This is a genomic window from Microbacterium sp. NPDC056044 (assembly GCF_042267145.1).
Classification (GTDB): domain Bacteria; phylum Actinomycetota; class Actinomycetes; order Actinomycetales; family Microbacteriaceae; genus Microbacterium.
The window spans coordinates 93,959-119,862 of record NZ_JBHJWZ010000002.1 but is presented as its reverse complement, the minus strand read 5'-3'; the positions used below and the strand labels follow the sequence as shown (position 1 = coordinate 119,862).

Annotated in this window: 15 protein-coding genes and 1 pseudogene; 5 read left to right on the top strand and 11 right to left on the bottom strand. The window is 71.1% G+C overall.

Annotation, left to right across the window (positions count from 1 at the left end; genetic code table 11):
- Window positions 1-42 precede the first annotated feature (42 nt).
- The 3 genes from ACFC1I_RS05625 to ACFC1I_RS05615 are packed head-to-tail and all read right to left on the bottom strand — an operon-like array spanning window position 43 to window position 3,444.
- Window positions 43-534, bottom strand: a complete 492-nt coding sequence (locus ACFC1I_RS05625) for a recombinase family protein (protein WP_376006882.1) — start codon at window positions 532-534, stop codon at window positions 43-45.
- 58 nt (window positions 535-592) lie between these two features.
- A complete protein-coding gene (locus tag ACFC1I_RS05620) occupies window positions 593-2,365 on the bottom strand; it encodes a cation:proton antiporter (protein ID WP_376006881.1) in 1,773 nt (590 codons plus the stop codon).
- 50 nt (window positions 2,366-2,415) lie between these two features.
- Window positions 2,416-3,444 carry a malate dehydrogenase gene (locus tag ACFC1I_RS05615; RefSeq protein ID WP_376006880.1) on the bottom strand — a complete coding sequence of 343 codons (1,029 nt, stop codon included), beginning with the start codon at window positions 3,442-3,444 and terminating at the stop codon, window positions 2,416-2,418.
- 94 nt (window positions 3,445-3,538) lie between these two features.
- Here ACFC1I_RS05615 and ACFC1I_RS05610 point away from each other — a divergent pair, with 94 nt between their 5' ends.
- The 3 genes and pseudogenes from ACFC1I_RS05610 to ACFC1I_RS05600 all read left to right on the top strand — a co-directional run bounded on the left by ACFC1I_RS05610 (window position 3,539) and on the right by ACFC1I_RS05600 (window position 7,669).
- Entirely contained in the window at window positions 3,539-4,408 is an 870-nt protein-coding gene (locus ACFC1I_RS05610; protein WP_376006879.1) for a neutral zinc metallopeptidase, read from the top strand.
- Window positions 4,405-5,370: pseudogene (gene pip / locus ACFC1I_RS05605) on the top strand (prolyl aminopeptidase); the annotation flags it as partial. The gene ACFC1I_RS05610 and the pseudogene pip, both read left to right, overlap by 4 nt.
- A 709-nt stretch (window positions 5,371-6,079) precedes the next feature.
- Window positions 6,080-7,669: a DEAD/DEAH box helicase gene (locus ACFC1I_RS05600; protein WP_376006878.1), complete on the top strand. Its 1,590-nt coding sequence runs from the start codon at window positions 6,080-6,082 to the stop codon at window positions 7,667-7,669.
- A gap of 507 nt (window positions 7,670-8,176) precedes the next feature.
- On the opposite strand, the gene ACFC1I_RS05595 is transcribed toward ACFC1I_RS05600, so the two are convergent.
- From ACFC1I_RS05595 to ACFC1I_RS05565, 7 genes are all read right to left on the bottom strand, one after another.
- Window positions 8,177-9,826 (bottom strand): GMC family oxidoreductase, encoded by a 1,650-nt coding sequence (locus ACFC1I_RS05595; RefSeq protein WP_376006877.1) that lies wholly within the window; start codon window positions 9,824-9,826, stop codon window positions 8,177-8,179.
- On the bottom strand, window positions 9,823-11,625 hold the full coding sequence (locus ACFC1I_RS05590) for an aldehyde dehydrogenase family protein (protein WP_376006876.1): 1,803 nt from the start codon (window positions 11,623-11,625) through the stop codon (window positions 9,823-9,825). Before ACFC1I_RS05590 ends, ACFC1I_RS05595 begins: the two co-directional genes overlap by 4 nt.
- A 198-nt stretch (window positions 11,626-11,823) precedes the next feature.
- Window positions 11,824-13,377, bottom strand: a complete 1,554-nt coding sequence (locus ACFC1I_RS05585; protein WP_376006875.1) for an MFS transporter — start codon at window positions 13,375-13,377, stop codon at window positions 11,824-11,826.
- Between the two features lie 160 nt (window positions 13,378-13,537).
- Window positions 13,538-14,863 (bottom strand): kynureninase, encoded by a 1,326-nt coding sequence (locus tag ACFC1I_RS05580; protein ID WP_376006874.1) that lies wholly within the window; start codon window positions 14,861-14,863, stop codon window positions 13,538-13,540.
- Entirely contained in the window at window positions 14,850-15,830 is a 981-nt protein-coding gene (locus ACFC1I_RS05575; RefSeq protein ID WP_376006873.1) for an amidohydrolase family protein, read from the bottom strand. Before ACFC1I_RS05575 ends, ACFC1I_RS05580 begins: the two co-directional genes overlap by 14 nt.
- A complete protein-coding gene (gene kynA, locus ACFC1I_RS05570; RefSeq protein WP_376006872.1) occupies window positions 15,830-16,678 on the bottom strand; it encodes a tryptophan 2,3-dioxygenase in 849 nt (282 codons plus the stop codon). Before kynA ends, ACFC1I_RS05575 begins: the two co-directional genes overlap by 1 nt.
- A 72-nt stretch (window positions 16,679-16,750) precedes the next feature.
- On the bottom strand, window positions 16,751-16,984 hold the full coding sequence (locus ACFC1I_RS05565) for a glutaredoxin domain-containing protein (RefSeq protein ID WP_376008001.1): 234 nt from the start codon (window positions 16,982-16,984) through the stop codon (window positions 16,751-16,753).
- Window positions 16,985-17,189: 205 nt separating this feature from the next.
- Here ACFC1I_RS05565 and ACFC1I_RS05560 point away from each other — a divergent pair, with 205 nt between their 5' ends.
- On the top strand, window positions 17,190-18,338 hold the full coding sequence (locus ACFC1I_RS05560; RefSeq protein WP_376006871.1) for a glycosyltransferase: 1,149 nt from the start codon (window positions 17,190-17,192) through the stop codon (window positions 18,336-18,338).
- Between the two features lie 39 nt (window positions 18,339-18,377).
- Here the strand turns inward: ACFC1I_RS05560 and ACFC1I_RS05555 are convergent, their stop codons facing one another.
- Entirely contained in the window at window positions 18,378-18,974 is a 597-nt protein-coding gene (locus tag ACFC1I_RS05555; protein WP_376006870.1) for an acyltransferase, read from the bottom strand.
- A 329-nt stretch (window positions 18,975-19,303) separates the two neighbouring features.
- Here ACFC1I_RS05555 and ACFC1I_RS05550 point away from each other — a divergent pair, with 329 nt between their 5' ends.
- Window positions 19,304-25,858 (top strand): DUF4082 domain-containing protein, encoded by a 6,555-nt coding sequence (locus ACFC1I_RS05550; RefSeq protein ID WP_376006869.1) that lies wholly within the window; start codon window positions 19,304-19,306, stop codon window positions 25,856-25,858.
- The last annotated feature ends 46 nt before the right edge of the window (window positions 25,859-25,904 follow it).

Below are 25,904 nucleotides of genomic sequence, written 5' to 3'. Positions count from 1 at the left end.
CGTCGGGCGGGACCCGCGGGTCGGGGTGAGGGCGGCTCCGCGTCAGCGGCCGGCGTCGTAGAGGTGGCGGCCGCCGTGGCTGACGACCTTGACCACCACGCCTCGGCGGTGCAGCTCGGTGACGGTGCGCGTCTCCTCGTCGATGTCGCGACCGAGGGCGTGCACGTTGGCGACGACGAGCACGTCGCCACGGCCGAGGGTGCCGAAGAGGCGCACGAGGCGGTCCTCCCACGACTCGAGGGTCTCGGGTGCCGGGTGACGGAAGCCTTCGATCGGCACGCCGAAACGCGTGAGGTCATTGCGCTGCTCGACGACGGACGGCATGTCGTCGCGGGCGATCACGAGCCCCACGAGGCGTGAGCCGGCGGGCTGGGCGAGCCACCAGTTGCGGTTCTGCTGCAGCTCGGTGAAGCACTTCGGGCACTCGGCCGCCTGGTGCGGCAGATGCAGCGGCGCCGTGTCGGCCGCGACGGATCCCGCAGTCGGAACCGCGTGCGTGTGCGCGGCATCCGGCGTCTTCGTCGTCTCGCTCATGTGAGGCCCCCTCGCTCGGTCCCCATTCTCTCACCCGGCGCCCGCGGCCTCGTCGAACTCAGTCGTCCTCGTCGTCCAGTCGCAGCTCGAGGCTGAGCTGGTCGGCGTCGAGCTCGGCCAGCGCGTGGCGCAGAGCCGGCGTGCTGTACTCGCCTCCCGAGGACAGCTCGTTCAGGCGCCCGCGCATCGCCTCGATCATCGCGAGCCGGAGCTCGAGCAGGTCGCGCGTCGCCAGCCCCTCGGCGTCGTCGGGCGGGTCGACCATGCGGTTGCCGACGAGCGAGACGAGCTCGTCGGCGAACTCCGAGCCGTCCCGTCGGCGCAGGGCCGGATCCGACAGCGCGCCGATCGCCGCGTCGCGCAGCTCGTCGTCGAGCGCCGACTGCTCCGCCTTGTCGAGGCTGTCGTCGCCCGGCCGCTCGAGCCGCAGGGCCTTGACCACCCACGGCAGCGTGAAGCCCTGCAGCATGAGGCTGCCGACCGCCACCGCGAACGCGATGAACACCAGCAGCGCGCGGTCGTCGGTGACGTCGCTCGAGATCGTCTGGGCCGCGGCGAGCGTCACCACGCCGCGCATGCCCGCCCACACGATGATGGCGCCGTGCTTCCAGCCGAGCGGCGACGCCTGGTAGTAGTCGAGGTCGCTGAGCGCCCGCGAGACGCGCGTGCGCATGGACGAGAGCCGCCGCTGCGCGCGGGGATCGTCGAACGACACCTCGCCGCGCCGGCCGCGGTAGCGCGGATCGGGCGCCACCGTGCGGTCGGCGATCTGGTCGAGCCGCGTGTTCATCGCCTCGAGCCGGGTGCGCTGCCGCCCGCGGGCGCGCCGGCTCTGCAGCCAGACGAGCAGCGACACGTAAGCCGCGCGCGCGGCGATGATGATCGCCAGCGCCCCGAGGGCGATGCCGAGACCCGTGCCGAGGCCGTTGTGCTGCTCAACGTTCTGCTCGACGATGTCGCTGAGCTCGAGTCCCATGATCAGGAAGACGGCGCCTTCGAGGACGAGCTCGATCGTGTGCCAGTTGTGCTCGTCCGAGCGTCGCTGCTCGGGTGTGAACCACCGTGCGGCCCCTTGGCCGGTGACGATGCCCGCGACGACCGCCGCGACGAGGCCGGACCCGCCCAGCTCCTCGGTGGGGATGTACGCGATGAAGGGCACGACGAAGCCGATCGCCGTGTTGGCGGCGGAGTTGCGGATGAGCGACCGCAGCCGGAGGTTGAGCCAGCCCACGAGCGCGCCGACCACGACCGCGACCACCACGCCCCACGCGAACGCCGGGATGAACCCGAACCCGATGCGGGTGTCGCCGCTCACGCCTGTCGCGAGTCCGACCGAGGCGATCATCGTCCGCAGCAGCACGAGCGCCGTCGCGTCGTTGAGCAGGCTCTCGCCCTCGAGCATCGTCACCACGCGCCGCGACACGCCCAGGCGCTTCACGATGGAGGTGGCCACAGCATCCGTGGGACTGAGGATCGCCCCGAGCGCCACCGCGACCGCCGGATGGATGCCGGGGATCACGGCCATGAAGAAGAAGCCGAGCAGCACCGAGCTGATGATGACGAGCAGGAACGACAGGCCCGCGATGGGCCCGAAGTCTCGGCGGAACTCGATCGCGGGGAGCGAGACGGCCGCCGAGTAGAGCAGCGGCGGGAGCACGCCGACGAGGATGAACTCGGGGTTGATCTCGGGGATCTCGACGAACGGCAAGAGGCTCACCGCGCCGCCGACGAGCACGAGGATCAGGGGCCCCGCGATGCCGAGCTTCGGGGCGACCGCCGTGGCGAGCGCGATGACCACGATCGCGATGATGACGACGACCAGGGCTTCCACGACTCAGAGCCTATTGCCGGGCGGTGCCGACCCCGCCGACGGCAGGGGGGTCAGAGAACGCCGAGCGCCCGGACCGCGTCGCGCTCGCCGACGAGTTCATCGACGGATGCTGCGATCCTGGCGCGCGACCGGTCGTCGAGGTCGAGTCCCTCCACGACCTCGTACCCGTGCTCGTGGCCGCGCGATCTCACGGGGAACGAGCACACCAGCCCCTCGGGAACGCCGTACTCGCCGCGCGAGACGACGGCCGCCGAGGTCCACGTGCGGCGGGGCGTGCCGAGCTGTTCGTCGCGCACGTGGTCGATCGCGGCGTTCGCCGCCGACGCGACCGACGACGAACCGCGCACGTCGATGATCTCGGCGCCGCGCTTGGCGACGCGCGGGATGAAGACGTCGTCGAGCCATGCCGTCGCGGCTTCGTGCCCGCCGAGCCGCTCGGCGAGCACGTCGATCACCATCGTGTCGCCCGAGCCGACGACGGCGTGCGTCACGTCGGGGAACTGCGATGCCGAGTGGTTGCCCCAGATGGCGACGCCCTCGATCTGGTCGGCACCGACTCCGAGCTTCTCGGTGAGCTGGCCGACGGCGCGGTTGTGGTCGAGGCGCGTCAGAGCCGTGAAGCGCTCGGCGGGGATGTCGGGAGAAGCGGATGCTGCGGCGATGAGCGCGTTCGTGTTCGCGGGGTTGCCCACCACGACGACGCGCACGCCGTCGTCGGCGACCGCGCCGATCGCGTCCCCCTGCGGCCCGAAGATGCCCGCGTTCGCGGCGAGCAGGTCGCCGCGCTCCATGCCGGCCGTGCGCGGCCGTGCACCGACGAGCATCGCGATGCGGGTGCCGTTGAAGGCGGTGAGCGGATCGTCGGTGACGTCGACGTCGGTGAGCAGCGGGAACGCGCAGTCCTGCAGCTCGAGCGCCGCGCCTTCGGCCGCCCGCATGCCCTGGGGGATCTCGAGCAGCCGCAGGCGAACCGGACGATCCGGGCCGAGCATGTCGCCCGCAGCGATGCGGAACATCAAGGCGTAGCCGATCTGGCCTCCGCCGCCGGTGATGGTCACGGTCGTGGGTTCGGTCGCCATGCTCCCGAGCTTAGGCCCGCGGCATTGTACTCATTCCCGGCGATTCGGGAATGGTTCCTGCTGTGCATCGGTGTGTCGGGGTACCGTGACAGGCATGACGTTCAATGAGAACGCCAACGTCGGGGGGAATACGGCGCGGCGTCGAGGGGCGGGCGTGGCGGTCGCCGGCGGCGGCATCGCCGGCCTCGGCGCGATCGCCGTGATCCTGTTCCAGCTGTTCACCGGACAGGACCTGTCGAGCGTCATCCCCACGCAGCCGCAGGTCGGCTCCGGCGGCGAGTCCGAGATCCAGCAGTGCGAGACGGGCGCCGACGCGAACAGCAACGACGAGTGCCGCCTCGCTGCCGGCAGCGTGGTGCTCGACCAGTACTGGGCGACACAGGTGCAGGGCTACCGCGCGCCGCATCTGATCATCGTCGACCAGCAGACCGGCACCGCGTGCGGCACGGCATCCAATCAGACGGGTCCGTTCTACTGCCCGCCCGAAGAGAACGTCTACATCGACCCGACGTTCTTCGGACTGCTGCGCCAGCAGTTCGATGCCTCCGCCGGCGACCTGGCGCAGCTCTACGTGCTCGCCCACGAATACGGGCACCACGTGCAGAGCATCACCGGCATCATGAACGAGCACCCGAACAACGGCACCGGCGCCGACAGCAACAGCGTCAGAACCGAGCTGCAGGCCGACTGCTTCGCCGGCGCGTGGGTGGGCGACATGACCGACCAGCGTGACGAGAACGGCGTACCGTATCTCAAGGAGCCCACCGAGCAGCAGATCGCGGACGCGATCAACGCGGCCGGGGCGGTGGGCGACGATCACATCCAGCAGGAGTCCGGGGGTTTCGTGAACCCCGAGTCCTGGACGCACGGTTCGAGCGAGCAGCGACAGCGCTGGTTCGCCACCGGCTACCAGAACGGCCCCTCCGCCTGCGACACTTTCGGCGTTCCGGGGGGAAGCCTATGAACGAACACCTCGACGACATCCTCTATCCGCCTCTCGAGCCCTACGACACCGGCACGCTCATCGCCGGCGAGGGCAACCGCATCGCGTACGAGCAGAGCGGCAACCCCGAGGGCAAGCCGGTGGTGTTCCTCCACGGGGGTCCGGGCGCCGGGACGTCGCCCTGGCACCGTCGCTTCTTCGACCCCGACAAGTACCGCATCATCCTGCTCGACCAGCGAGGCTGCGGCCGTTCCACCCCGCACGCGAGCGAGCCCGACGCCGACCTCCGCCACAACACCACGTGGCACCTCGTCGCCGACATCGAGCTCCTCCGCAAGAACCTCGGCATCGAGAAGTGGCAGGTCTTCGGCGGCTCGTGGGGGAGCGCGCTCGCCCTCGCCTACGCCGAGTCCCACCCGTACGCGGTCAGCGAGATCGTGCTGCGCGGCATCTTCACGCTGCGCCGCCACGAGCTGGAATGGTTCTACGAGGGGGGCGCAGCATCCATCGTCCCGGATCTGTGGGAGGTCTTCATCGCTCCCATCCCGATCCTCGAGCGCTCCCAGCTCATGGAGGCGTACCACCGCCGCCTCGCCGATCCCGACCCCGCCGTGCACGTGCCGGCGGCCGTCGCATGGTCGCGTTGGGAGGCCGCGAACCTGACGCTGCTTCCCGATCCGGCGCTCATCGAGGCGATGACCGAGCCGCGCGCCGCCGTCGCCTTCGCGCGCATCGAGAACCACTACTTCCTGCACGGCGGCTGGTTCACGCCGGACCAGCTGATCGCTCAGGTCGACAGCATCCGTCACATCCCCGCCGTCATCGTCCAGGGTCGCTACGACGTCTGCACCCCCGCCATGACCGCGTGGGATCTGCACCGCGCGTGGCCCGAGGCCGACTTCGTCATGATTGCGGATGCTGCGCACGCGGCGTCCGAGCCGGGCATCGCGTCCGCGCTCCGCGCCGCGACGGACCGCTTCGCGGAGGCGGGTGGGGCCCCGGTCGAGGAGCCGGGAACGGAGCCGTGGGGCTCGGAGACGGTGGAGCCGGGTGAGGCCCCGGCGGCGGCCGAGGCGACGCCGGGCGAGGAGTCCGGCGCGGCCGAGGCGGAGGATCCCGAGGACGCGGAGGCGGAGGCGGAGTCGGAGGCGGAGGCGGAGGCGGAGGCGGAGTCGGGGCCGGAGTCGGAGCCGGAGGCCGAGGCCGAGCGCGAGTCGGAGGCCGAGGCTGAGACGGAGCCGGTGGACGCTCCAGAGGAGTCCGAGGTGGAGCCGGAGGATTGGTCCGAGCCAGAGCCCGACCTCGAGCCCGCGGCGGGAGAGGCCGGGCGCACGTCTGCTGCCGAGCCCGTGCTTCGTCGCGAGCGCAACGGCAAGCGGTCTCAGAAGCGCAAGGACACCGTCGACCTCTGACCCCAGCCGCCCGCTCTCTCCCGCGCGTGGAGCGAGCGAGTCGAGACGCCCGCGCCCGGAGCGCCCGTCTGCCCCGCCGGGGGAACGCCCAGTCGTCCACTGGTAGGGTGGGAATCCTTGCAGCGCATCTCTGCGCTTCTCGCGTCGTAGAACGCTTCCCTCGCGCCGGCATCCGGACCCCGATCCGAAGAACCGCGCTGACATCTTTCGTACGGCGACCCGTGGGCGAAATCCGCCCCGGCCACCGACAGAGCACTCGCGTGCCCGGAGAACACCCCTCATGACCGAAACCTCGTTCGGCGCGCTCGGCGTGCCGCAGCCCCTTGTCGACGCGCTCGCCGCGGGCGGCAAGACCACCGCGTTCCCGATCCAGGTCGACACGCTCCCCGACACGCTCGCCGGCCGCGACGTGCTGGGCCGCGGAAAGACCGGCTCGGGCAAGACCCTCGCCTTCTCGATCCCGATGGCCGCGCGCCTGGGCGGCAAGCTCGCCGGCGGCAACCGCCGCAAGGGCCGCCCGCTCGGCCTCGTGCTCGCGCCGACGCGCGAGCTCGCGACGCAGATCGACGCGACCCTCGCCCCGCTCGCCAAGGCCTACGGTCTCACCACCACCACGATCTTCGGCGGCGTCAACCAGAACCGCCAGGTGAACGCGCTCAACGCCGGCGTCGACATCATCGTCGCGTGCCCCGGCCGCCTCGAGGACCTCATGAAGCAGGGCTTCGTGCACCTCGACGCCGTCGAGATCACCGTCATCGACGAGGCCGACCACATGGCAGACCTCGGCTTCCTCCCGGGGGTCACGCGCATCCTGAACGCGACGCCATCGGGCGGCCAGCGTCTCCTGTTCAGCGCGACCCTCGACAACGGGGTCGACAAGCTCGTGAACCGCTTCCTGCAGAACGAGGTGCTGCACTCCGTCGACGAGGCCCACTCGCCCGTCGCCGCGATGACGCACCACGTCTTCACGCTCGCCGACGCCGACGCCAAGAAGGACGTCGTCAAGGCGCTCGCGTCGGGCGTGGGTCGCCGCATCCTGTTCATGCGCACCAAGCACCAGGCGAAGAAGCTCGCGAAGCAGCTCACCGGTCAGGGCATCCCTGCCGTCGACCTGCACGGCAACCTGTCGCAGGCGGCGCGCGACCGCAACCTCGCGGCGTTCTCGTCGGGCGCCGTCAAGGTGCTCGTGGCGACGGATGTCGCGGCCCGTGGCGTGCATGTCGACGACGTCGAGCTCGTCATCCACGTCGACCCGCCGATGGAGCACAAGGCGTACCTGCACCGCTCGGGCCGCACGGCCCGCGCGGGGGCGGAGGGTGCCGTGGTCACGCTCGTGCTCCCCGAGCAGCGCCGCGACGTGTCGCAGCTGCTGCGCAAGGCCGCCATCTCGGTCGAGCCGGTCGCGGTCACCGCGACCTCGCCCGAGGTCGTCGAGCTCGTCGGCCAGGTCGCCCCGTACGTCAAGCCGGTCCCCGTGGCCGAGACGCCGCGCGGCACCAGCCAGGGCGCGAACGCCCAGCGCAAGCGCGCCGCGCGTGATGCCCGCGAGACCGAGGCCGCCGCGGGCGCCGGTCGCTCCGGCGGCGGTCGTCGTCGCCGCGGTTCGGGCCAGGGCGGTTCGGCGCAGGCTGGTTCGGCTCAGGGCAACGGCCGTCAGCAGGCCGCTGGAGGCCAGCGCCGCGACGCCGCCACCGCGCACGACAAGGCCTCGCACCAGCGTCACGACCAGAGCGCGGGCCACTCGCGTTCGGCTCAGCCCGCCGGCAACCCCCGCACCCCGGGCCGTCGCGCCTCGTCGGGCGGCACCGGCAAGCTCATGGTCGGCTCGGTCGTCCGCCCCAACGGCACCAACCGCCGCGGCGGCCGCTGACGCGGACTCCTCGTCGAACCCCCTCTGCCCTCACCCGGGGACGGAGGGGGTTCGTCGTTCCCGCCGGCGTCCGTCGCCGTGGCCCGCGGCGCGGCACCCGCCGTCCACGTCGAGCCTGCGAAGTCCGGACTCCGCAGGTCTCGCGCCTCCCGTGCCGGCGAAGTCCGGACTTTGCAGGGTCTTTGGGCCCGAGACGGTGCGGAATCTGCACGGGTGCGGCCGCGCTGGCCGCCGCAAGCCCGGCGGTGTCCGGACTTCGCAGGTCTGGCGCCTGATATGCCCGGCGATGTCCGGACTTCGCAGGTGCCGGGCCGGCGTGCGGGCGAAGTCCGGACTTCGCAGGTCTTGCGCCTGGGGTGGCGGCGAAGTCCGGACTTTGCAGCGTCTGCGCGGACGGCGCTGTTCACCTGTCACGATGTGTCGCGCGGGGCAGCAGTTCGTGACAGGCGAGCAGCGAGCCCGACGAGACGTCGGCGGGGTGGATGCTGCTGCCCGGGCCGGCGCGAATCAGGCGCGGCGGCCGAGCACGAGGTCGGCGGCGACCTCGCCGATCACGATCGACGGGGCGTTCGTGTGGCCGCGGATCACCGTGGGCATGACGGATGCGTCGGCCACCCGAAGGCCCCGAACGCCGCGGACGCGGAGCTCCGGGTCGACAACGGATGCAGCATCCGTCCCCATCCGTGCCGTGCCGACGGGGTGATAGAGGGTGTGCGAGTAGCGGCGGAGCGACAGCTCCGCGCGCTCGGCGGGCGTCATGCGCTCGCCGTGCTCGGGCAGCACCCACCCGCCGGTCGTGATCGCGCGCAGCGCGTCGGTGTCGAGGAGGCGCTCGCACTCGGCGAGGCCCGCGCGCAGCGTCGTCGCGTCGATGTCGCCGGGGTCGGACAGGTAGGCCGGGTCGATCAGCGGCGGGGTGGACGGATCGGCCGACGCGAGGCGGATCGTGCCCCGGCTCACCGGCCGCAGGAGGATCGCCGCGACCGTCAGCCCGTGCGCGGGCATCGGCACGAGCCCTTCGCCGACGTACGGTCCGGGCACGAAGATGATCTCGATGTCGGGGAGCCCCTCGGGCACGCCGGCCGCATCCGCCGCCGCCGTGCGCACGAACCCGTACGCCTCGGCCGCGTTCGACGTCAGCATCCCCTTGCGCGCCGCCAGGTACTTCACGAGCTCGGCGGGCTTCGTCGCGTCGTACAGCGTTCCGCCCGTCGCCGCAGGAGCGAGCCCCGCGACGAGGTGGTCCTGCAGGTTCGCGCCGACGCCCGGAGCGTCGACCAGCACGTCGATGCCGTGCTCGGCGAGGTGCTCGGCCGGACCGATACCGCTCAGCATGAGCACCTGCGGCGTGTTGACCGCGCCGCCCGACAGCACCACCTCGCGCCGCGCGCGCACGTGCCGCGTGATCCCGCCGATCTCGACGTACACGCCGGTCGCGCGCGGCTCGACGCCCTCGCCCGCGGCCGCCTCGAAGGTCACGCGCCGCACCAGCGCGCCCGTCACGACGCGCAGATTGCGCCGCTTCTTCGCGGGTCGCAGGTACGCGTCGGCGGTCGAGGCGCGGGCGCCGCGGCGCTGGCTCACCATCGTCTGCGAGAACCCCTGCCCCGCGGGCAGATTCGGCGGAGTCAACGGATGCCCCGCCTCTTTCGCCGCCGCCAGGAACGCGGTCGTGTGGGGCCGGGGGTCGCGCTGGTGCTCCACCGACTGCGGCCCGTCCACGCCGTGCGTCGGGTCGGCGGGGTCGGACGTGCGCTCCACACGCCGGAAGTAGGGGACCAGGGCATCCCACGACCACGCGGGGCCCGCAGCATCCGCCCATTCGTCGTAGTCTGCGGCGAAACCGCGGATCCACATCAGGGCATTGAGCGACGACGACCCGCCCAGGGTCTTGCCGCGCGGCCAGTACACGGTGCGGCCCTCGAGCTGGGGCTGCGGCACGGTGTCGTAGTTCCAGTCGTACGCGCCGCGGAACAGCGTCGAGAAGGCCGCGGGCACATGCAGCGCGGTCGCCGTGTCGGGCGCGCCCGCCTCGAGCAGCAGCACCGAGACGTCGGGGTCCTCGCTCAGCCGGGCCGCGAGCGCCGCGCCAGCAGAGCCCGCGCCGACCACGACGACGTCGGCCTCGAGCCCGTCGCCGCCGAAACCCGCGGTCACGCCTGCATGGCCTTGGTCAGCGTCTTCACGAGTCCGGGGAGCTTGCCGTCGACGAGGTACCGCGTGAGTCCCGCACAGACCTCGGCGCCGGTGCGCGAGCTCACGAACCACGGCGGCGTCGGCAGGATCGTGAACACGCCGCCCTTGCCGACCGACCGCGGGAACGGACGGAACGGCCCGCGCGCGATCGACCGCTCGACCCGGTCGAGCAGCAACGCGTTGTGCACGACGCCGATGCCGCTCGACACGTCGGCCAGCGTCGCGCCCGGGAACCCGCCCCACGTGAGGCGCGCCGTCAGGAAGTTGAACGCCGTCCACGTGTTGATCGCGATGTCGCCGTAGCGGAGGTCCGCGATCGCCCGCTCGAACCCGTCGCCCAGCGCCGCTTCGGTCGCCGGGTCGATGATCACGTTCGCGCCGAGCGTGCCGGTGAGCCGGTCGTTCGCGTGCGCGACCGCGGCGTCGAGGAACTCCTGGCCGGTCCCGCCGACCTCGACCACCCCGAGGATCGGCGCGAAGTACTCGACCGTCTCGACCGGGTCATCGCCTTCGCCGGCGCCGACTTCGACGATCGCGCGGGTGCGGTCGGCGTTCCACACGGCATCCGGATAGACGGATGCTGCGGCCTCCAGCCGCTCGTCGCTCCGGGGATACCAGACCGGGCGCTCGGGAGCCGCCGCGTACGCCGCGTGCAGCTCGCGCAGGAACTCCGCGCGCTGCGGCCAGTCCGAGCTCACGATCACGACCTGGCCCGCAATGCAGTTGTGGCCGGCGTTCACGAGGCGCATCGTCGCGACGTGCTCGGCCTGGTACTTCAGGTCGGCCGCGGTCCAGCGTCCGGGGACCACGATGATGGGCGAGACGCCGCCGAGTTCGGCCGTGATCGGCACCTGCAGCTTCGGGGTTCCGGCGTCGCGTGCTGTCGCAGCATCCACTCCCGTCCCCCACACGATCGCGTCGAACGTGGGCGCGGAACCTGTGATGTGCACGTGCGCGAAGCGCGGGTGCGACGTGAGGTAGGCGCCGGTCGCGGCGCCGCCGCGCACGATGCGCACGAAGCCGGGCTCGATCAGCGGCGCGAGGGCGCGCTCGAACACGGGCACGAGGGCGTCCTGCGTCGGGTTGACCTTGAGCAGCGCCACCCGGTTGTGCGCGAACAGCTCGTAGAGCACGTCGGCGACGGGGATCGAGGTCACGTTGCCCGCGCCGAGGACGAGCCCGATGCCGCCCGACGCGGTCGGGGTCAGCTGGCCCAGGCCCGCCGCGCGCCGCGCGTCGAGCGCCGAGATGCCCGGCTCGAACCACACCTCGCCGGTGAAGCCCGAAAGCAGGAACCTCTCGGTGCCGTTGAGCGGGAAGGTGCGCGCGCGCAGGCGCCCGCCCGGCGCCTCGTCGAGCGTCACGTCGTCGAGCGGGCTCCGCCCCTTCGCGAGCGCCTCGAGCGTCTCGCGCAGGGCGTCGAGCAGTCCGATGACGGCATAGGGTCCGCCGAGCCACTCCTCTCCGGAGAGTGGATGCCCCGGCTCGAGGCCTTTCGACATCGTCGCGGCGTCGGCCCACTCCTGGGCGACCGCGCCGACCGCGTCGCGCACGCGGCCGAGCAGGCGCGCCCGCTGGTCGAGCGTGAGGGCGACCCACACCTTCGCGCCCTGCTCGAGCCTGTCGAGGTCGGCGTCGAGCGCTGCGACCTCGTCGGCGGGGAGGGCAGATGCCGCGGGCTTCTTCGCCCGCGGCTTCGCGGGGGTCTTCGCGGGGCCCGTCGCCGGGGTCTTCGCGGCGGCCGACGACGTGGGTGACATGCTGCTCTCCTTCGAACTCGCGTCCCGCAACCCGGTTCGGGCGAGTCCGTCACCGGGCATCCTACGTCACCCGGCCCGGCACCCGATGTCAGTGTTCGTGCGACTCGATGCCACGGCGCGGGGCACGGAATCGCCCGGCCTTGCCGACCGGCCGGGCGGCGGCATCCGTTCCTCCGCGTGCCGGGCTCGACGGCTGCTTCAGCCGTGGTCGATGTCGGCGCGGCGCAGCGGGTAGCGGGCCAGCGTGAGGAGGCTGAGGCCGATCAGCACGGCCGGCGCGAGGCTGAAGCTGACGACGATGCCTGTGATCGCGGCATCCGGCTGCTCCACGACCTGCGTGCCGGTCGACGAGATGTAGCCCGTCACCGCGAGGATCACCGCGAGCGTCGTCGCGCCGAGCGCGAAGCCCACGGTCTCGCCGGCGGTCCACACGCCGCTGAACGAGCCCGCGCGACCGGGGCCGTGGGTGCGCTCGTCGTGCGAGATGACGTCGGGGAGCATCGCCATCGGCAGCGACTGCATGCCCGCGTACGCGATGCCGGCGACGCCGACCGGCAGGTAGATCCACTCGCCGGGCGCCCACAGCATGCCGAGGATCGACAGCGCCGCCACCGCGAACACGACGCTCGCGATGGTGAAGGTGCGCTCCTTGCCGATGCGCCGCGCGACCGCGCCCCACGCGGGGGCCGCGAGCAGCGCCGGCGCGATGAGCGCGACGAACAGCAGCTCGACCGCGGCCTGCGAGTGCAGCACCCACGTCGCGACGTACTGCGCGCCCGCGAGCATGAGCCCCGTGGCGAGGGCCTGCAGCACGAAGGTGGCGAGCAGCATCCGGAAGGCCCGGCTGCGCCGGAGCGCCCCGACCCCCGCCGCGAAGTGCTCCCGGATGCCCGGGGCCGCAGCATCCGTCGCCCCGCCCGCCGTCGCCCCGCGCGCCGTCGTCCCGGCCGCCGTCGCCCCGCTCGCCGTCGCCCCGCCTGCCGTCGCCCCGTCGTCCCGCGAGAGTACAGCTGGTCGCCGAGATGCTGGTTCGTTCCCTACCTCTCGGCGACCAGCTGTACTCTCGGCGATCGGCGGAGGGGGGACGGATGCTGCGCGCCGGGCGACGCCGGTGGCCACCAGCATCCCGATCCCGATGACGACGCCGCACACCACACCCATGACGAGGTACTGGATGAACGGGTCGTCCGACACGCGCCGGAGTGCGGGACCGCCGGCGCCGAACAGCAGGATCGCAAGGGTCAGCACGACCACGCGCCACGTCAGCAGGCGCGTGCGCTCGTCGTAGCGCGGCGTCAGCTCGGCGGGGAGCGCGATGTACGGCACCTGGAAGAGGCTGAACGCCGTCGCCGTCGCGGTGAATGCGAGGAGTACCCAGATGCCGGCGACCACCGGTCCGAGTGACGGCGGCACCGCGAACGTCAGCGCGAACAGCACCGGCAGCGCGATAGCGCCGATCAGCATCAGGCGCCGGCGGCTGCCGTGGCGGGCGAGGTCGCGGTCGGTGAGGGCGCCGATGACCGGGTCGATGACGACGTCCCACACCTTGGCGACCGTGATGACGGCGCCGGCCGCGAGCGCCGCGACCCCGAGCGAGTCGGTCAGGTAGTAGGTCAGCACCAGCCCGGGCAGGGTCGCGAACCCGCCCGTGCCGAGCGACCCGGTCGCGTAGCGCGCGATGGTGCCGCGCGAGAGTCGGGCCAGGACGGTGGATGCCGGAACCCCAGTCGCCGGCGGAGCCTCATTGCTCATCGCGCCAGTGTAGGTCAGCGGCGCCGTTCGGCCGGTTGAGCCTGTGGACGCCGCTGCGTCCTGCCCGTGCCACCCTCCGCTGTGCGCGAGCCGACGCGTGTGGTCGCCTGCGAGGTCGAGGCCCGGCCGTATGCGTCGAGTCGGTGCTCCCGACTCGGCGTCAGGACTCGGCGCGGACCGCGGCCTCGACGGCGCGGAGCCCGGCGAGGGTCTCGGCGAACGACGTCGACAGCGGGGAGAGGCCGATGCGGAGGCCGCCGGGGTCGCGGTAGTCGGGGATGACGTCCTGGGTCCAGAGCCGCGCCGTCACGGCGCGCATCGCCGGATGCGACAGCGTCACGTGGCCGCCGCGCTCGGCAGGATCGCGGGGCGACGCGACAGTGACCCCGAGGGGTGCCAGCAGTTCGTCGGCCACCCGCACGGCGAACTCGGTGAGCGCCACCGACTTCGCGCGGACTGCCTCGATGCCGACCTCCTCGAGCAGGTCGAGGGTGTCCTGCATCGCGAGCATGCCGACGATCGGCGGCGTGCCCGACAGGAAACGTCGCATGCCGTCGGCCGGGCGATACGACGGTCCCATCGCGAAGACGTCCGCCGTGCCCATCCACCCCTGGATGGGCTGGGCCAGCCGATCCTGCAACCGCGAGGCGACGTACGCGAACGCCGGCGAGCCGGGTCCGCCGTTGAGGTACTTGTAGGTGCATCCGACCGCGAGGTCGAAGTCCCACGCGTCGGCCTGGACCGGCACGGAGCCTGCCGAGTGGCAGAGGTCCCACACGATGAGTGCGCCCGCGTCGTGCGCGATGCGGGTGAGGGCCGCGGCATCCGTCAGATATCCCGATCGGTACGCGACGTGCGACAGCAGCACGACCGCCGTCTCGCTCCCGACAGCGGAGCGCAACGCCGAAGCCGACACCCCGCCCGCGAGATCCACTGGGCCCACGCGCCCAGAGGCTCCGCGCGACGCGCCAGCGGCGTGTGGAGAGGGCGTGGGGACGATCCAGCGCACGCGCCCGCCGCGCTCGGCGGCGATGCCCTCGACGAGGTAGCGGTCGGTGGGGAAGTTGTCGCGGTCCACGACGATCTCGACGCGCGCCGGGTCGGCGGCGACGGCGGCGTCGAACGCCGCGCGCACGAGCTTGTACAGCAGCACCGTCGTGGAATCGCCGATGACGGTCTGCCCCGCGGAAGCGCCGATCGCGGCGCGCCCCACGGCATCGCCGATGTCGAAGGGCAGCTGCATCCACGACTCGTCCCACCCGCGGATGAGGCGCCCGCCCCACTCGTCGCGCGCGAACGCGGCGAGCCGCTCGACGCTCGCCCGCAGCGGACGCCCGAGCGAGTTGCCGTCGAAGTAGACGAGCGACGTCTCGGCTCCCACGAACGCGTCACGGTGGGCGCGTAGCGGGTCGGCCGCGTCGAGAGCGGATGCTGCGTCCTCGAGCGATCCCGTCGCCACGGCCTCGGTCGGGTCAGTGGTCGTCATGGATGAGCTCCTCGGCGGGGACGACGGTCGCGCCGCTGAGCCACTCGGCGATCTCGTCGAGCGCGGCGGGCGGCGTCCCGGGGATGAAGGTGCAGACGCCCGAGGGCGGATCCGTCAGCGGCCACGGATCGGCCAGCGCCGCGATGAGCGCCGCCCCGCGGATGCCCGCGCGGTCGAGAGCCGCGACCTCGTCGGGGTTGACGCCCACCGGCTGGTCGCCGTTGCCGAGGTCGGTGCCGTAGAGCACGCGTCCGCCCGCGGCTGCGAAGCCCGCGAGGTTGACCCGGGCGCACTCGGCCGCCTCAGGGTCGCCCTGGTGGATCGCGAGCGTCGAGATCCACACCTGGCCGGCCCTGACGGCGTGGGCGGTGAAGGTGCGTCCGACGTACTCGGTGAACGGCGTGTGGGCGAACCCGTCGACGCCCGCGTCCAGCGCGAGCTGCGGCATCCCGTCGCCCTCCGCGTGCGCGACGACGGGCAGGCCGCGCTCGCGTGCGACCTCGACGATCGCGGCCAGCGCCTCGGCGTCGAGCACCGGTCCCGCGGCGCTGTTGAGGGAGGCCTTGATGACGGATGCCCCGAACGACGCCTGCTCGTCGACCGCGGTGGCCGCGCCGCCGGCGACGCCCGGATGGGTCGACGCGTCGGCGATCTCGCGGGAGATCTCGGCCGGCGCCCACGGGCGTCCGACCGGGTAGCCGCCGACCGCCGTGAGGAAAGCGCCGGCGTATGCCACGCGCGGAATGCTGTGGTTCCCCCGCCGTGCGAGCGCCACCGGATCGCCGCCGAGGTCGACCACACCGGCGATCCCGCCGGCGGCCAGTGCGGTCTCGTCGATGAGGTGCAGGTGCACGTGGTGGTCGGTGAAGGCCGGGAGCGAGACGCCGTGCTCGCCGGTGAGGGCGCGGCGGCACAGCGCGGCCTCCTGGCCGAGGAGTTCGCGCAGCGCGTCGGGGTCGTTCGACATCACAGCTCCGTCCGCACGGCGTACAGCTCGGGGAAGAAGGTGAGATCGAGCGCTCTCTGCAGGAACGGCACGCCGCTCGAGCCGCCGGTGCCGGTCTTGAAGCCGATGATGCGCTCGACCGTCTTGAGGTGCCGGAAGCGCCAGAGCTGGAAGTTGTCCTCGAGGTCGACGAGCTCCTCGCACGTCTCGTAGGCCGCCCAGTGGGCTTCGGGGTCGCGGTAGATCTCGGTGAAGATCGGCACGAGCTCGGCGGTGTAAGTCCACGCCTGCGTGACGTCGCGTTCGAGCACCTCGGCGGGGATCGGGTAGCCCGAGCGCGCGAGCATCTCCAGGAATTCGTCGTACAGGCTCGGTGCCTCGAGCGCCGCCCCGACGAGCGCGTGGGCGGCGGGATCGGAGGCGAACACCTGCAGCATCGCGGCGTTCTTGTTGCCGAGGGTGAACTCGACGGCGCGGTACTGCGCCGACTGGAAGCCGCTCGCGTTGCCCAGCACGCCGCGGAACTGCCCGTACTCGGCCGGGGTGAGCGTCGCCAGCACCGACCACTGCTCGGTGAGCGTCTTCTGGATGTGCTTGACGCGGGCGATGCACTTGAGCGCCGGCGCGAGCTGGTCCTCGCGCAGCAGACGGCAGGCGGCGCCGAGCTCGTGCAGCACGAGCTTCAGCCACAGCTCCGTGGTCTGATGCTGCACGATGAACAGCAGCTCGTCGTGGTGCTCGGGGTCGCTGAGCGGCCGCTGCGCCGACAGCAGGGTGGCGAGATCGAGGTAGCCGCCGTAACTCATGCGGTCTTCGAAGTCGGTGACGACCGATCCCTCGATCGCCCGGGTATTGCGTTCGACGCTCACGGCCTCAGCCTAATTCGGACGGATGCCGCGGCGTCAGGCCCGACCTCGAACCCGTGCCCGCGAGGGGCGGCGTCAGATGAGGGAGAGTTCCCGCAGCTTCGACTCGACGTCGGCGTTCGACGGCTCGACGTGGTGCGAGGCGTCCGGGTACACCACGACGGGGATGTTGGTGCGGCCCGAGATGTCGCGGGCGACGTCGGCGGCCGCCGGGTCGGCGACGAGATCCACGTAGGTGTACGAGATGCCGAGGTCGTCGAGCTGCTTCTTGGTGCGGACGCAGTCGCGGCACCAGTCGGCGCCGAACATCGTGATGGTGGAGGGGGATGCGGAGAAAGTCACCGTTCCATTCTCCGCGATGGATCCTGGCAGGGCGCCGCACGCGGCGGCCCGCGGCGCCGAGCACCGGCCCACTCCTGCGCCTGCCCTGCTCCCGTGCGTTGACCGAGGGTCTCCCATGGGTCTGCTGAACCCATAGAGCCCGATTCGCCGCTGCGTGGGAGGATAGCCCGCGATGCAGTTGTCCATCGTGGTCCCGACGTACAACGAGGCTCCCAACATCGCGGAGCTCGTCCGGCGTATCGCCGGCGCGGTGCAGACCCGCCTCGACGCCGAGATCGTCTTCGTCGACGACAGCACGGACGGCACCCCCGACGTGATCCGCGAGGTCGCCGCATCCGCGTCCCTCCCCGTCCGCCTGATCCATCGCGACCGGCCTGTCGGCGGACTCGGGGGAGCGGTGATGGAGGGCTTCGCCGCGGCAGAAGCGGACGCGTGCCTGGTCATGGACGCCGATCTGCAGCATCCACCCGAAGAGATCCCCGAGATTTGGCACCGGTATTCGCGCGGTGACGTCGATCTCGTGATCGCGTCGCGCTACGCCGGCGGCGGCACCGCCGAAGGGCTCGCCGACCGCACCCGCGTGATGGTGTCGAAGGGGTCGACCGCCGTGACGCGCGCGATGTTCCCGATCCGGCTGAAGGACGTCTCGGACCCGATGACCGGGTTCTTCCTCATCGACCGGCGCACGATCGACTCGGAGCAGCTGCGGCCGCGCGGCTTCAAGATCCTGCTCGAGATCCTCGCGCGCCGCCCGATGCGCGTCGCCGAGGTGCCGTTCGACTTCGCCGACCGCCACGCGGGCGAGTCGAAGGCGTCGGTGCGGCAGGGGCTGCACTTCCTTACGCAGCTGACCGCGCTGCGCTTCGGCAAGATGTCGCTGTTCGCCGTCATCGGCGGACTCGGCGCCATCGCGAACATCGGCATCGTCTGGGCGCTCACCCACCTCGGCGTGGACTACATCGTCGCGGCGATCGTCGCCGCCGAGGTCACGATCATCGGCAACTTCCTGCTGCAGGAGCGCTTCGTCTTCCAGGACATGCGCGAGAGCGCCGCGGGAGTGTGGCTGCGCTTCGCGAAGTCGTTCACGTTCAACAACGCCGAGGCGGTGATCCGCATCCCGATCGTCGCCATGATGGTCTCGACCGGCCATATCTCCGCCGTGCTGGCGACGGCGATCACGCTGGTGGTCGCGTTCTTCGTGCGCTTCCTCTTCCACTCCCTCGTCGTGTACGCGCCGCGCAAGGCCGGCGCCCAGGTGAGCCCCGCCCGCCGCTTCGTCGAGGAGCTGGACCGCGAGGCCGTGCAGCCCGGCGAGCTGTAGGGAAGTGGATGCCTCGCCCCGAGGCATCCGTCGGATCGCTCAGCCCGCGGGGCGCAGCGTCTCACCGTCCTGCACATAGCGTTCACCGGACTCGGGGCACACCCAGATGTCGCCGTTCTGGACGAGCGGCTTGCCGACGCGCCCCACCCAACCGATGCGTCGCGCCGGTACGCCGACGACGAGCGCGTACGCGGCGACGTCCTTGGTGACGACCGCCCCCGCGGCGACCAGCGCCCACTCGCCGATGGTCACGGGTGCGATACAGACCGCCCGCGCCCCGATGGAGGCCCCGTTTCCGATTGTGACGCCGACCGGGTGCCAGTCGTCGGCGCTCTTGAGCGAGAGATCCGGGTTGGCGGCACGGGGGAACTCGTCGTTGGTGAGCACCGCCGCCGGCCCGATGAAAACACCGTCGCCCAGGCGTGCGGGCTCGTACACGAGCGCGTAGTTCTGCAGTTTGCAGCTGTCGCCGATGACGACGTCGGGGCCGACGTACGCGCCCCGCCCGATGTTGCAGTCGGCGCCGATCCTCGCACCCTCGCGCACCTGCGCGAGGTGCCAGACGCGGGTGCGTGTGCCGAGCTCGGCGCTGTCGGCCACATCGGCGGTGGCCTGGACCACGGGTGCGTCTGACATGTGTTTTCTGATCCCTTGCGTCGCGGAACTCCCACCCGGTACCGGCAGATGTATCACCCGGCGGGCCCGGCGCTCCCTCAAGAGCGGGTAAAGGTATGCCGAACCACCCCTCCACGGAGGGACGGCATGAGGATATACTGCCCGCGGGGAGACCCGAATCGTTGTGCCATGGGGATTTTCGGCGCGCGATCCGGAGCTCGCGTCGCGACGGGGGTCGCGGCGTTCGATGGCCGCGACGTCGGCGGGGACTGGGGATCATGACGAATTCAGCTGTGGGGACGGTCGGAGTTCGTCGACGGTGGTCTCGCGGTGCGCGGATCAGCACGTTCGTGGCCGTGGTCGCACTCGTCGCAACGGCGTTCGTCGCCTTCGAGCCGACGCCGGCGGCGCAGGCCGCGGGAAGCCCGTGCGGGGCGACCATCAACCCGGTCGTCTGCGAGAACCAGAAGCCGGGCACCGATCCGGAGGTGTGGGACATCTCCGGTGCCGGCGACTCGAGCATCCAGGGGTTCGCGACCGACATCTCCGTCAACGTCGGCCAGAAGATCGACTTCAAGGTCGACACCAACGCCCGCTCCTACTCCATCGACATCTACCGCACCGGCTGGTACCAGGGGCTCGGTGCGCGGTTCATCACTTCGGTCCCCGTGACCGCGACGCTGCCGCAGACCCAGCCGCAGTGCATCTCGGATCTCGCGACCGAGCTGTACGACTGCGGCACCTGGAAGGTCTCTGCGTCCTGGAACGTTCCTTCCGACGCTGTGTCGGGCGTCTATATCGCCCTGCTGACGCGCAGCGACACCGGCGGGCAGAGCCACATCACGTTCATCGTCCGCAAGGACGGGAACACGTCCGACGTCGTGTTCCAGACCTCTGACCCCACTTGGCACGCGTACAACACCTACGGCGGGTCCGACTTCTATCAGGGCGGCGACAACGGCCGCTCGTACAAGATCAGCTACAACCGTCCGTTCGCCACGCGCGGCCACGTCGACGGCCGGGACTTCTACTTCTCGTCGGAGTACGCGACGGTCCGCTTCCTCGAGCGCAACGGCTACGACATGAGCTACATCGCAGGCGTCGACACCGCCCGCCGCGGCGGCGAGCTGCTCAACCACAAGGTGTTCCTCTCCGTGGGACACGACGAGTACTGGTCGGGGGCCCAGCGAGCGAACATCGAGGCCGCGCGCGACGCCGGGGTGAACCTCCAGTTCCTCACGGGCAACGAGGGCTACTGGCGCACCAGGTACGAGGCGGCCGTCGACGGTTCCAACACCGCCTACCGGACCCTCGTCTCGTACAAGGAAACCTGGGGCAACGCGGCCAACCGCGGGGGCGCGAAGATCGATGTGTCGAGTGCCGAGTGGACGGGCACCTCGCGTGACCCGCGCTTCGCGACCGCGGCACAGGGCGCCCACTCGCCCGAGAACGCTCTGACCGGCACCATGTACATGGTCAACGACGGCGATCTGCCCGTGACGGTGTCCAGCGACGAGGGGAAGCTTCGTCTCTGGCGGAACACGAACCTCACCTCTCTGGCGTCGGGCACCACCGCCGCTCTCGCGCCGCACACCGTCGGGTACGAGTCGAACGAGGACGTCGACAACGGCTTCCGTCCCGATGGACTGATCCGTCTGTCCACGACCACCGGGGCGATCCCGCAGTATCTGGTCGACTACGGGAACGTGGTCGTTCCCGGGACGACCACGCACCATCTCACGTTGTACCGCGCCGCCAGCGGAGCGCTGGTGTTCTCGGCGGGCAGCATCCAGTGGGGATGGGGCTTGGACGAGACGCATGACGGCGACGGTGCGCCCGCCGACAGCCGCATGCAGCAGGCGCAGGTGAACCTGCTCGCCGACATGGGCGCACAGCCCGGTTCGCTCATGTCGGGCCTCGTGGCAGCGACGAAGAGCACCGACACCACCGCGCCGACGACGAACATCACCAGCCCTGCCTCGGGTCAGTCGATCGCCCACGGCACCAGCGTCACCCTCACCGGCACCGCATCCGACGTCGGCGGCCGCGTGGCCGGTGTCGAGGTCTCGACGGACGGCGGCGAGACGTGGCACGCCGCGCAGGGGACGACGAACTGGACTTACACGTACGTCCAGCAGGGCATGGACGCGGTCACTGTGAAGGCTCGGGCGATCGACGACAGCGCGAACTACTCGTCCGTCGGCGCTTCACGCTCGTTCACCGTCACCGGACCATTCACCGCCTTCGCGAATGCCGTCCCTGCCATCGCGTCCGCCGACGACAACCAGGCCGTCGAACTCGGGCTCCGCTTCACACCGGAGGTCGACGGGTTCGTTGCCGGAGTCCGCTTCTACAAGGGAGCCGCCAACACGGGTCAGCACACCGGTTCGCTGTGGGACGCCGCGGGGACGAAGCTCGCCAGCGTCGTCTTCAACGGCGAGACGGCGACCGGATGGCAGACCGGACAGTTCACTTCGCCGGTCCAGGTCATCGCCGGCCAGCAGTACACCGTTTCATACACGGCACCCAATGGCGGGTATTCCATGGAGGCGCTGTACTGGCCGTACACCCCCAAGACATCGCCGATCTCCGTCGACCCCGCCGTGGGCGCGAACGCGGCCGGCGTGTACGGCTCGCCCGGCCTGCGCCCCACCGACACGTGGACCGAGTCGAACTACTTCGTCGATGTGCTGTTCACGAAGTCCGACACCTCTCCGCTGCGGATCCTGACGCGTACGCCGGGCGCGGGCTACTCCGGTGTCTCGACCACCACAGATGTTCGCGCGACGTTCACGCGTGCCGCGAACCCGGCCACCGTCAGCGTCTCGGTGACGGCAGGCGGCCAGGCCGTCACCGGCACCACCACATACGACGCCGGCACGCGCACGGCGATCTTCACGCCGGCCCAGGCGCTCGCGCCGAACACGACCTACACCGTGAACCCGGCGGCTTCGGACACCAACGGCGTGGCGCTCGATGCGGCTTCGAGCTGGAGCTTCACCACCCAGGACGTCGACCGTCCCGAGGGTGAATGCCCGTGTTCGCTGTTCCCATGGAGCCATGTTCCGTCCGTGACCTCGGCCTCCGACAATGACAGCGTCACCCTGGGCGTGAAGTTCACCCCCGCGACGGCCGGCACCGTCTCCGCGATCAAGTTCTACAAGGGTCTCGGCAACGTCGGCTCGCACACCGGTGCCATCTGGAGTGCGGACGGGCAGCGCCTGGCGACGGCGAATTTCGTCAATGAGTCCGCGCAGGGATGGCAGACGGCCACGCTCGACACGCCCGTCACGGTCCAGGCCGGGGTCACGTATGTCGCGTCGTATGTGGCGCCCCAAGGCGGGTACGCGGCTACGGCGGGCGGATTCTCGGCCGCATACACCCGCGGACCGCTCACGGTGCCGGCCGGTGGCGCGGTCTATACCTACGCGGGCGGATTCCCGTCGTCGTCGTCCTCGACCGACTACGGCGTGGACGTCGTGTTCTCGCCCCCGACCGACGTGCCGACCATCGTTTCGCGCACGCCCGCCGTGGACGCGGTCGGCGTGGCCGTCGACAGCACGATCTCGGCGACCTTCGCTCAGGCTATCCAGTCGACCGTGACGGGCACCGTCCTCGCCGATGGCGTGGAGATCGACGGGGCATGGACGGTCGGCGGCTCGCAGAAGACCGCGACCTTCACCCCCGATGAGGACTTCACCGCAGGCGCGCACGTCGTCGTGACGATCACCAGCGTCCGGAGCACGTCCGGCACTGTGGCGCCCACCTTCTCGTGGGGGTTCACCGTCGGTGGCGGCACCGCCGCGGTGAGCCTGTTCAGCACCGCGGCCCCCTCCGCTGTGGACTCCGACTCGTCGTCGGTCGAGCTCGGCATGGCGTTCACCTCGACCGAGGCGGGAACGGTGCGCGCACTGCGGTACTACAAGCCCGCCGGCACGACTGGCGCGCACACCGGGTCGCTGTGGGGGCCCAATGGACAGCGCCTGGCACAGGTCACGTTCGTCAGCGAGTCGGCCTCGGGATGGCAGCGCGCCGTCCTCGCCACGCCGGTGGCCATCATGCCCAACGCGGTCTATACGGTGTCCTACCTCGCGCCGAACGGCCGTTACGCGTATACCCCGCAGACGTTCGCCTCGCCGGTGGTCAACGGTCCGCTCACTGCGATCAGCCCCGACAACGGTCGCTACCGCTACGGCAGCGGTGGAGCGGTGCCGACCTCGTCGTGGAACTCGACCAACTATTTCGCCGACGTCGAGTTCGTCTCGGACACCGGGCCGGCGGTCTCCGTCCAGAGCGCCTCTCCGGAGAAGGACGCGGTCGACGTGGCCACCACCGCCAACGTCGAGGTCACGCTCGTCGACGACCCCGGCAGTCGAGCGGTCGCGGTGACGCTCGTCGGCCCCGACGGCGCGGTGGCGGGGACATCGACGTACGACGCCCCGTCGCGTCGCGTCACCTTCGATCCGCAGGCGCGCCTGAAGAGCACCACGAAGTACACCGTCACGGTGACCTCGGATGGCGCGGCGGTAGACACCTGGTCGCTCACGACGGCGGCGACGATCCAGACGATCTTCGGCACGACGGCGCCGCAATGGACGGTGGCAGACACCGACCCCGTCGAGGTGGGCACGGTGTTCACCGTGTCCGAGCCCGGCGAGGTGACGGCGATCCGCTTCCACAAGGCAGCTGGAGTGACCGGAGTCCATCGCGGCACCCTGTGGGGAGGCGACGGTGAGATCCTGGCGCGGGTCGACTTCGTGGACGAAACGGAGTCGGGCTGGCAGCGAGCGGTGCTCGACGATCCCGTGGAGATCGTTCCGGGCACGACCTACACCGTCTCGTACTTCGCCCCGGGCGGACGCTACTCGTACACCAGCGCCTACTTCGCGCAGACGAAGACCGTGGGTTTCATCACGGCACCGGCGGGCGAAAACGGCCGCTTCGTCTACGGCCCGGAGGGAGGACTGCCGACCTCCTCGTGGAACGCGACCGCGTACTTCGTCGACGCCGAGATCGACTTCGACGCCGGTTCTACCCCGCCGCCCGCGCCGGCATTGACGAGCTTCGCGCCGGCGAACGGCGCGACCGGGGTCGATCCCGCGACCGCCGTCGTCTCTGCGAACGTATCGAATGCGCAGTCGGCCTCCATCGCCGTCACCCAGGCCGGGGCGAGCGTCGCGGGGACGTCGGCGTTCGACGCCTCGACCGGCGCGGTCGTCTTCACGCCGACGGTGGCTCTGGAGCGCGGGAAGGCGTACTCGGTGGCGGTCTCGGCGAACGGCCAGGCCGTCACGGGCGGCACTTGGTCGTTCTCCACGAAGGCGCCCGTCTCGGTCTCGTCCACCTCACCGGCGTCGGGTGCGACGAACGTCTCGCCCACCGACACCGTGTCGGCCACGCTGGCGAACGCCTCTTCCGCGTCCCTCGCGCTGGCGACCGGCGGCACTCCTGTGCCTGGAACGTCCAGCTTCGTCGCGGCCGACGGAGTCGTCACGTTCACGCCGTCGGTACAGCTCGAGCGTGGAAAGACGTACACGGCGACGCTCACGGGCGACGGTGGTGCGGTCGGCGCCGGCTGGAGCTTCACCACCCTGCCGTCGGCATCGGTCAGCGCGCGCACCCCGGCGGCTGACGCCACCAACGTCGACCCGGCGACGGCGGTCATCTCGGTGACGCTGGCCAACGCTCTGGCGGGTGCGATCACGGTCGCGTCGGGCGGCACGGCTGTGGCGGGCACGTCCAGCTTCAGCGCTTCGACCGGTGTGGTCACGTTCACCCCGACGTCGGCGCTGCAGCGAGCGAGGACGTACACGGTGACGGCGACCGCGGATGGTGCCGCGGTGTCGGGAGGAACGTGGTCGTTCACGACACTGCCCAACCCCGCGATAACGGCGCGGGCGCCTGCCTCCTCGGCGACCGGGGTCCTGGTGAACGCACCGATCACGGCGACGGTCTCGAATGCGTCATCGGCCGCCATCACGGTGACGACCGGCGGCGCCGCGGTCGCGGGCACGTCGAGCTTCAACGCGACGACGGGAGTCGTCACCTTCACGCCGGCGGCCGCGTTGGGATATTCACGGACGTACGCAGTGACCGCCACCGCGAACGGAGCCGCGCTCACCGGGGGTACGTGGTCGTTCACCACGATCGCACAGGCGACGCGATCTTCGAGTTCTCCCGCAGCCAACGCGACCAATGTCAACCCGACCGGACTGACCATCACGGCGACGCTGTCCAGCGGCGCCCAGGCCGGGGCGATGACCCTCGCACAGGGTGCGACGAATGTCGCCGGAACCTCGACGTACAACGCCACGACCCGGGTGGTGAGCTTCGTCCCCACGGCCACCCTTGACTGGACGAAGACCTATACCGCGACCGTGACCGCCAACGGCGGCGCGGTGAACAGTGGCGCGTGGTCGTTCACGACGATGGCCAAGCCGGACCAGGTCAGCCTGTTCGCCACCGGCACCCCCACCAACTCGAATGCGAGCGCCGGCGTCGCCTACCAGGTGGGAACACGTTTCACCACAAGCGCTCCTGGCGTCGTCACCACGATCCGCTACTACAAGGGCATCCTCAACTCGGGCACACACACGGGGTATCTTCGCGACGCCTCGGGCACGGTCCTGGCGCAGGTCAGCTTCCAGAACGAGACAGCGATCGGGTGGCAGACGGCTGTACTGTCGACGCCTACTCGCCTGACGGTCGGCGCGGAGTACCGCGTGACGTTGTACAGCTCCTCGGGGCGCTATTCGATAACGAACGGCGCACTGGCCTCTTCCGTAACAGTCGGACCGTTGTCTACGCTCCCCAATGGGGGCGTGGCGGGTGCCGGCACGGCCAGCCCGACGACGACCAACAGCAACAAGTACTGGGTCGATGTCGTGTTCGATCCGGACAACTGACCGCGACGCGCAACGATGTGATTTACTCCGGTTCGGGGACTGGAGT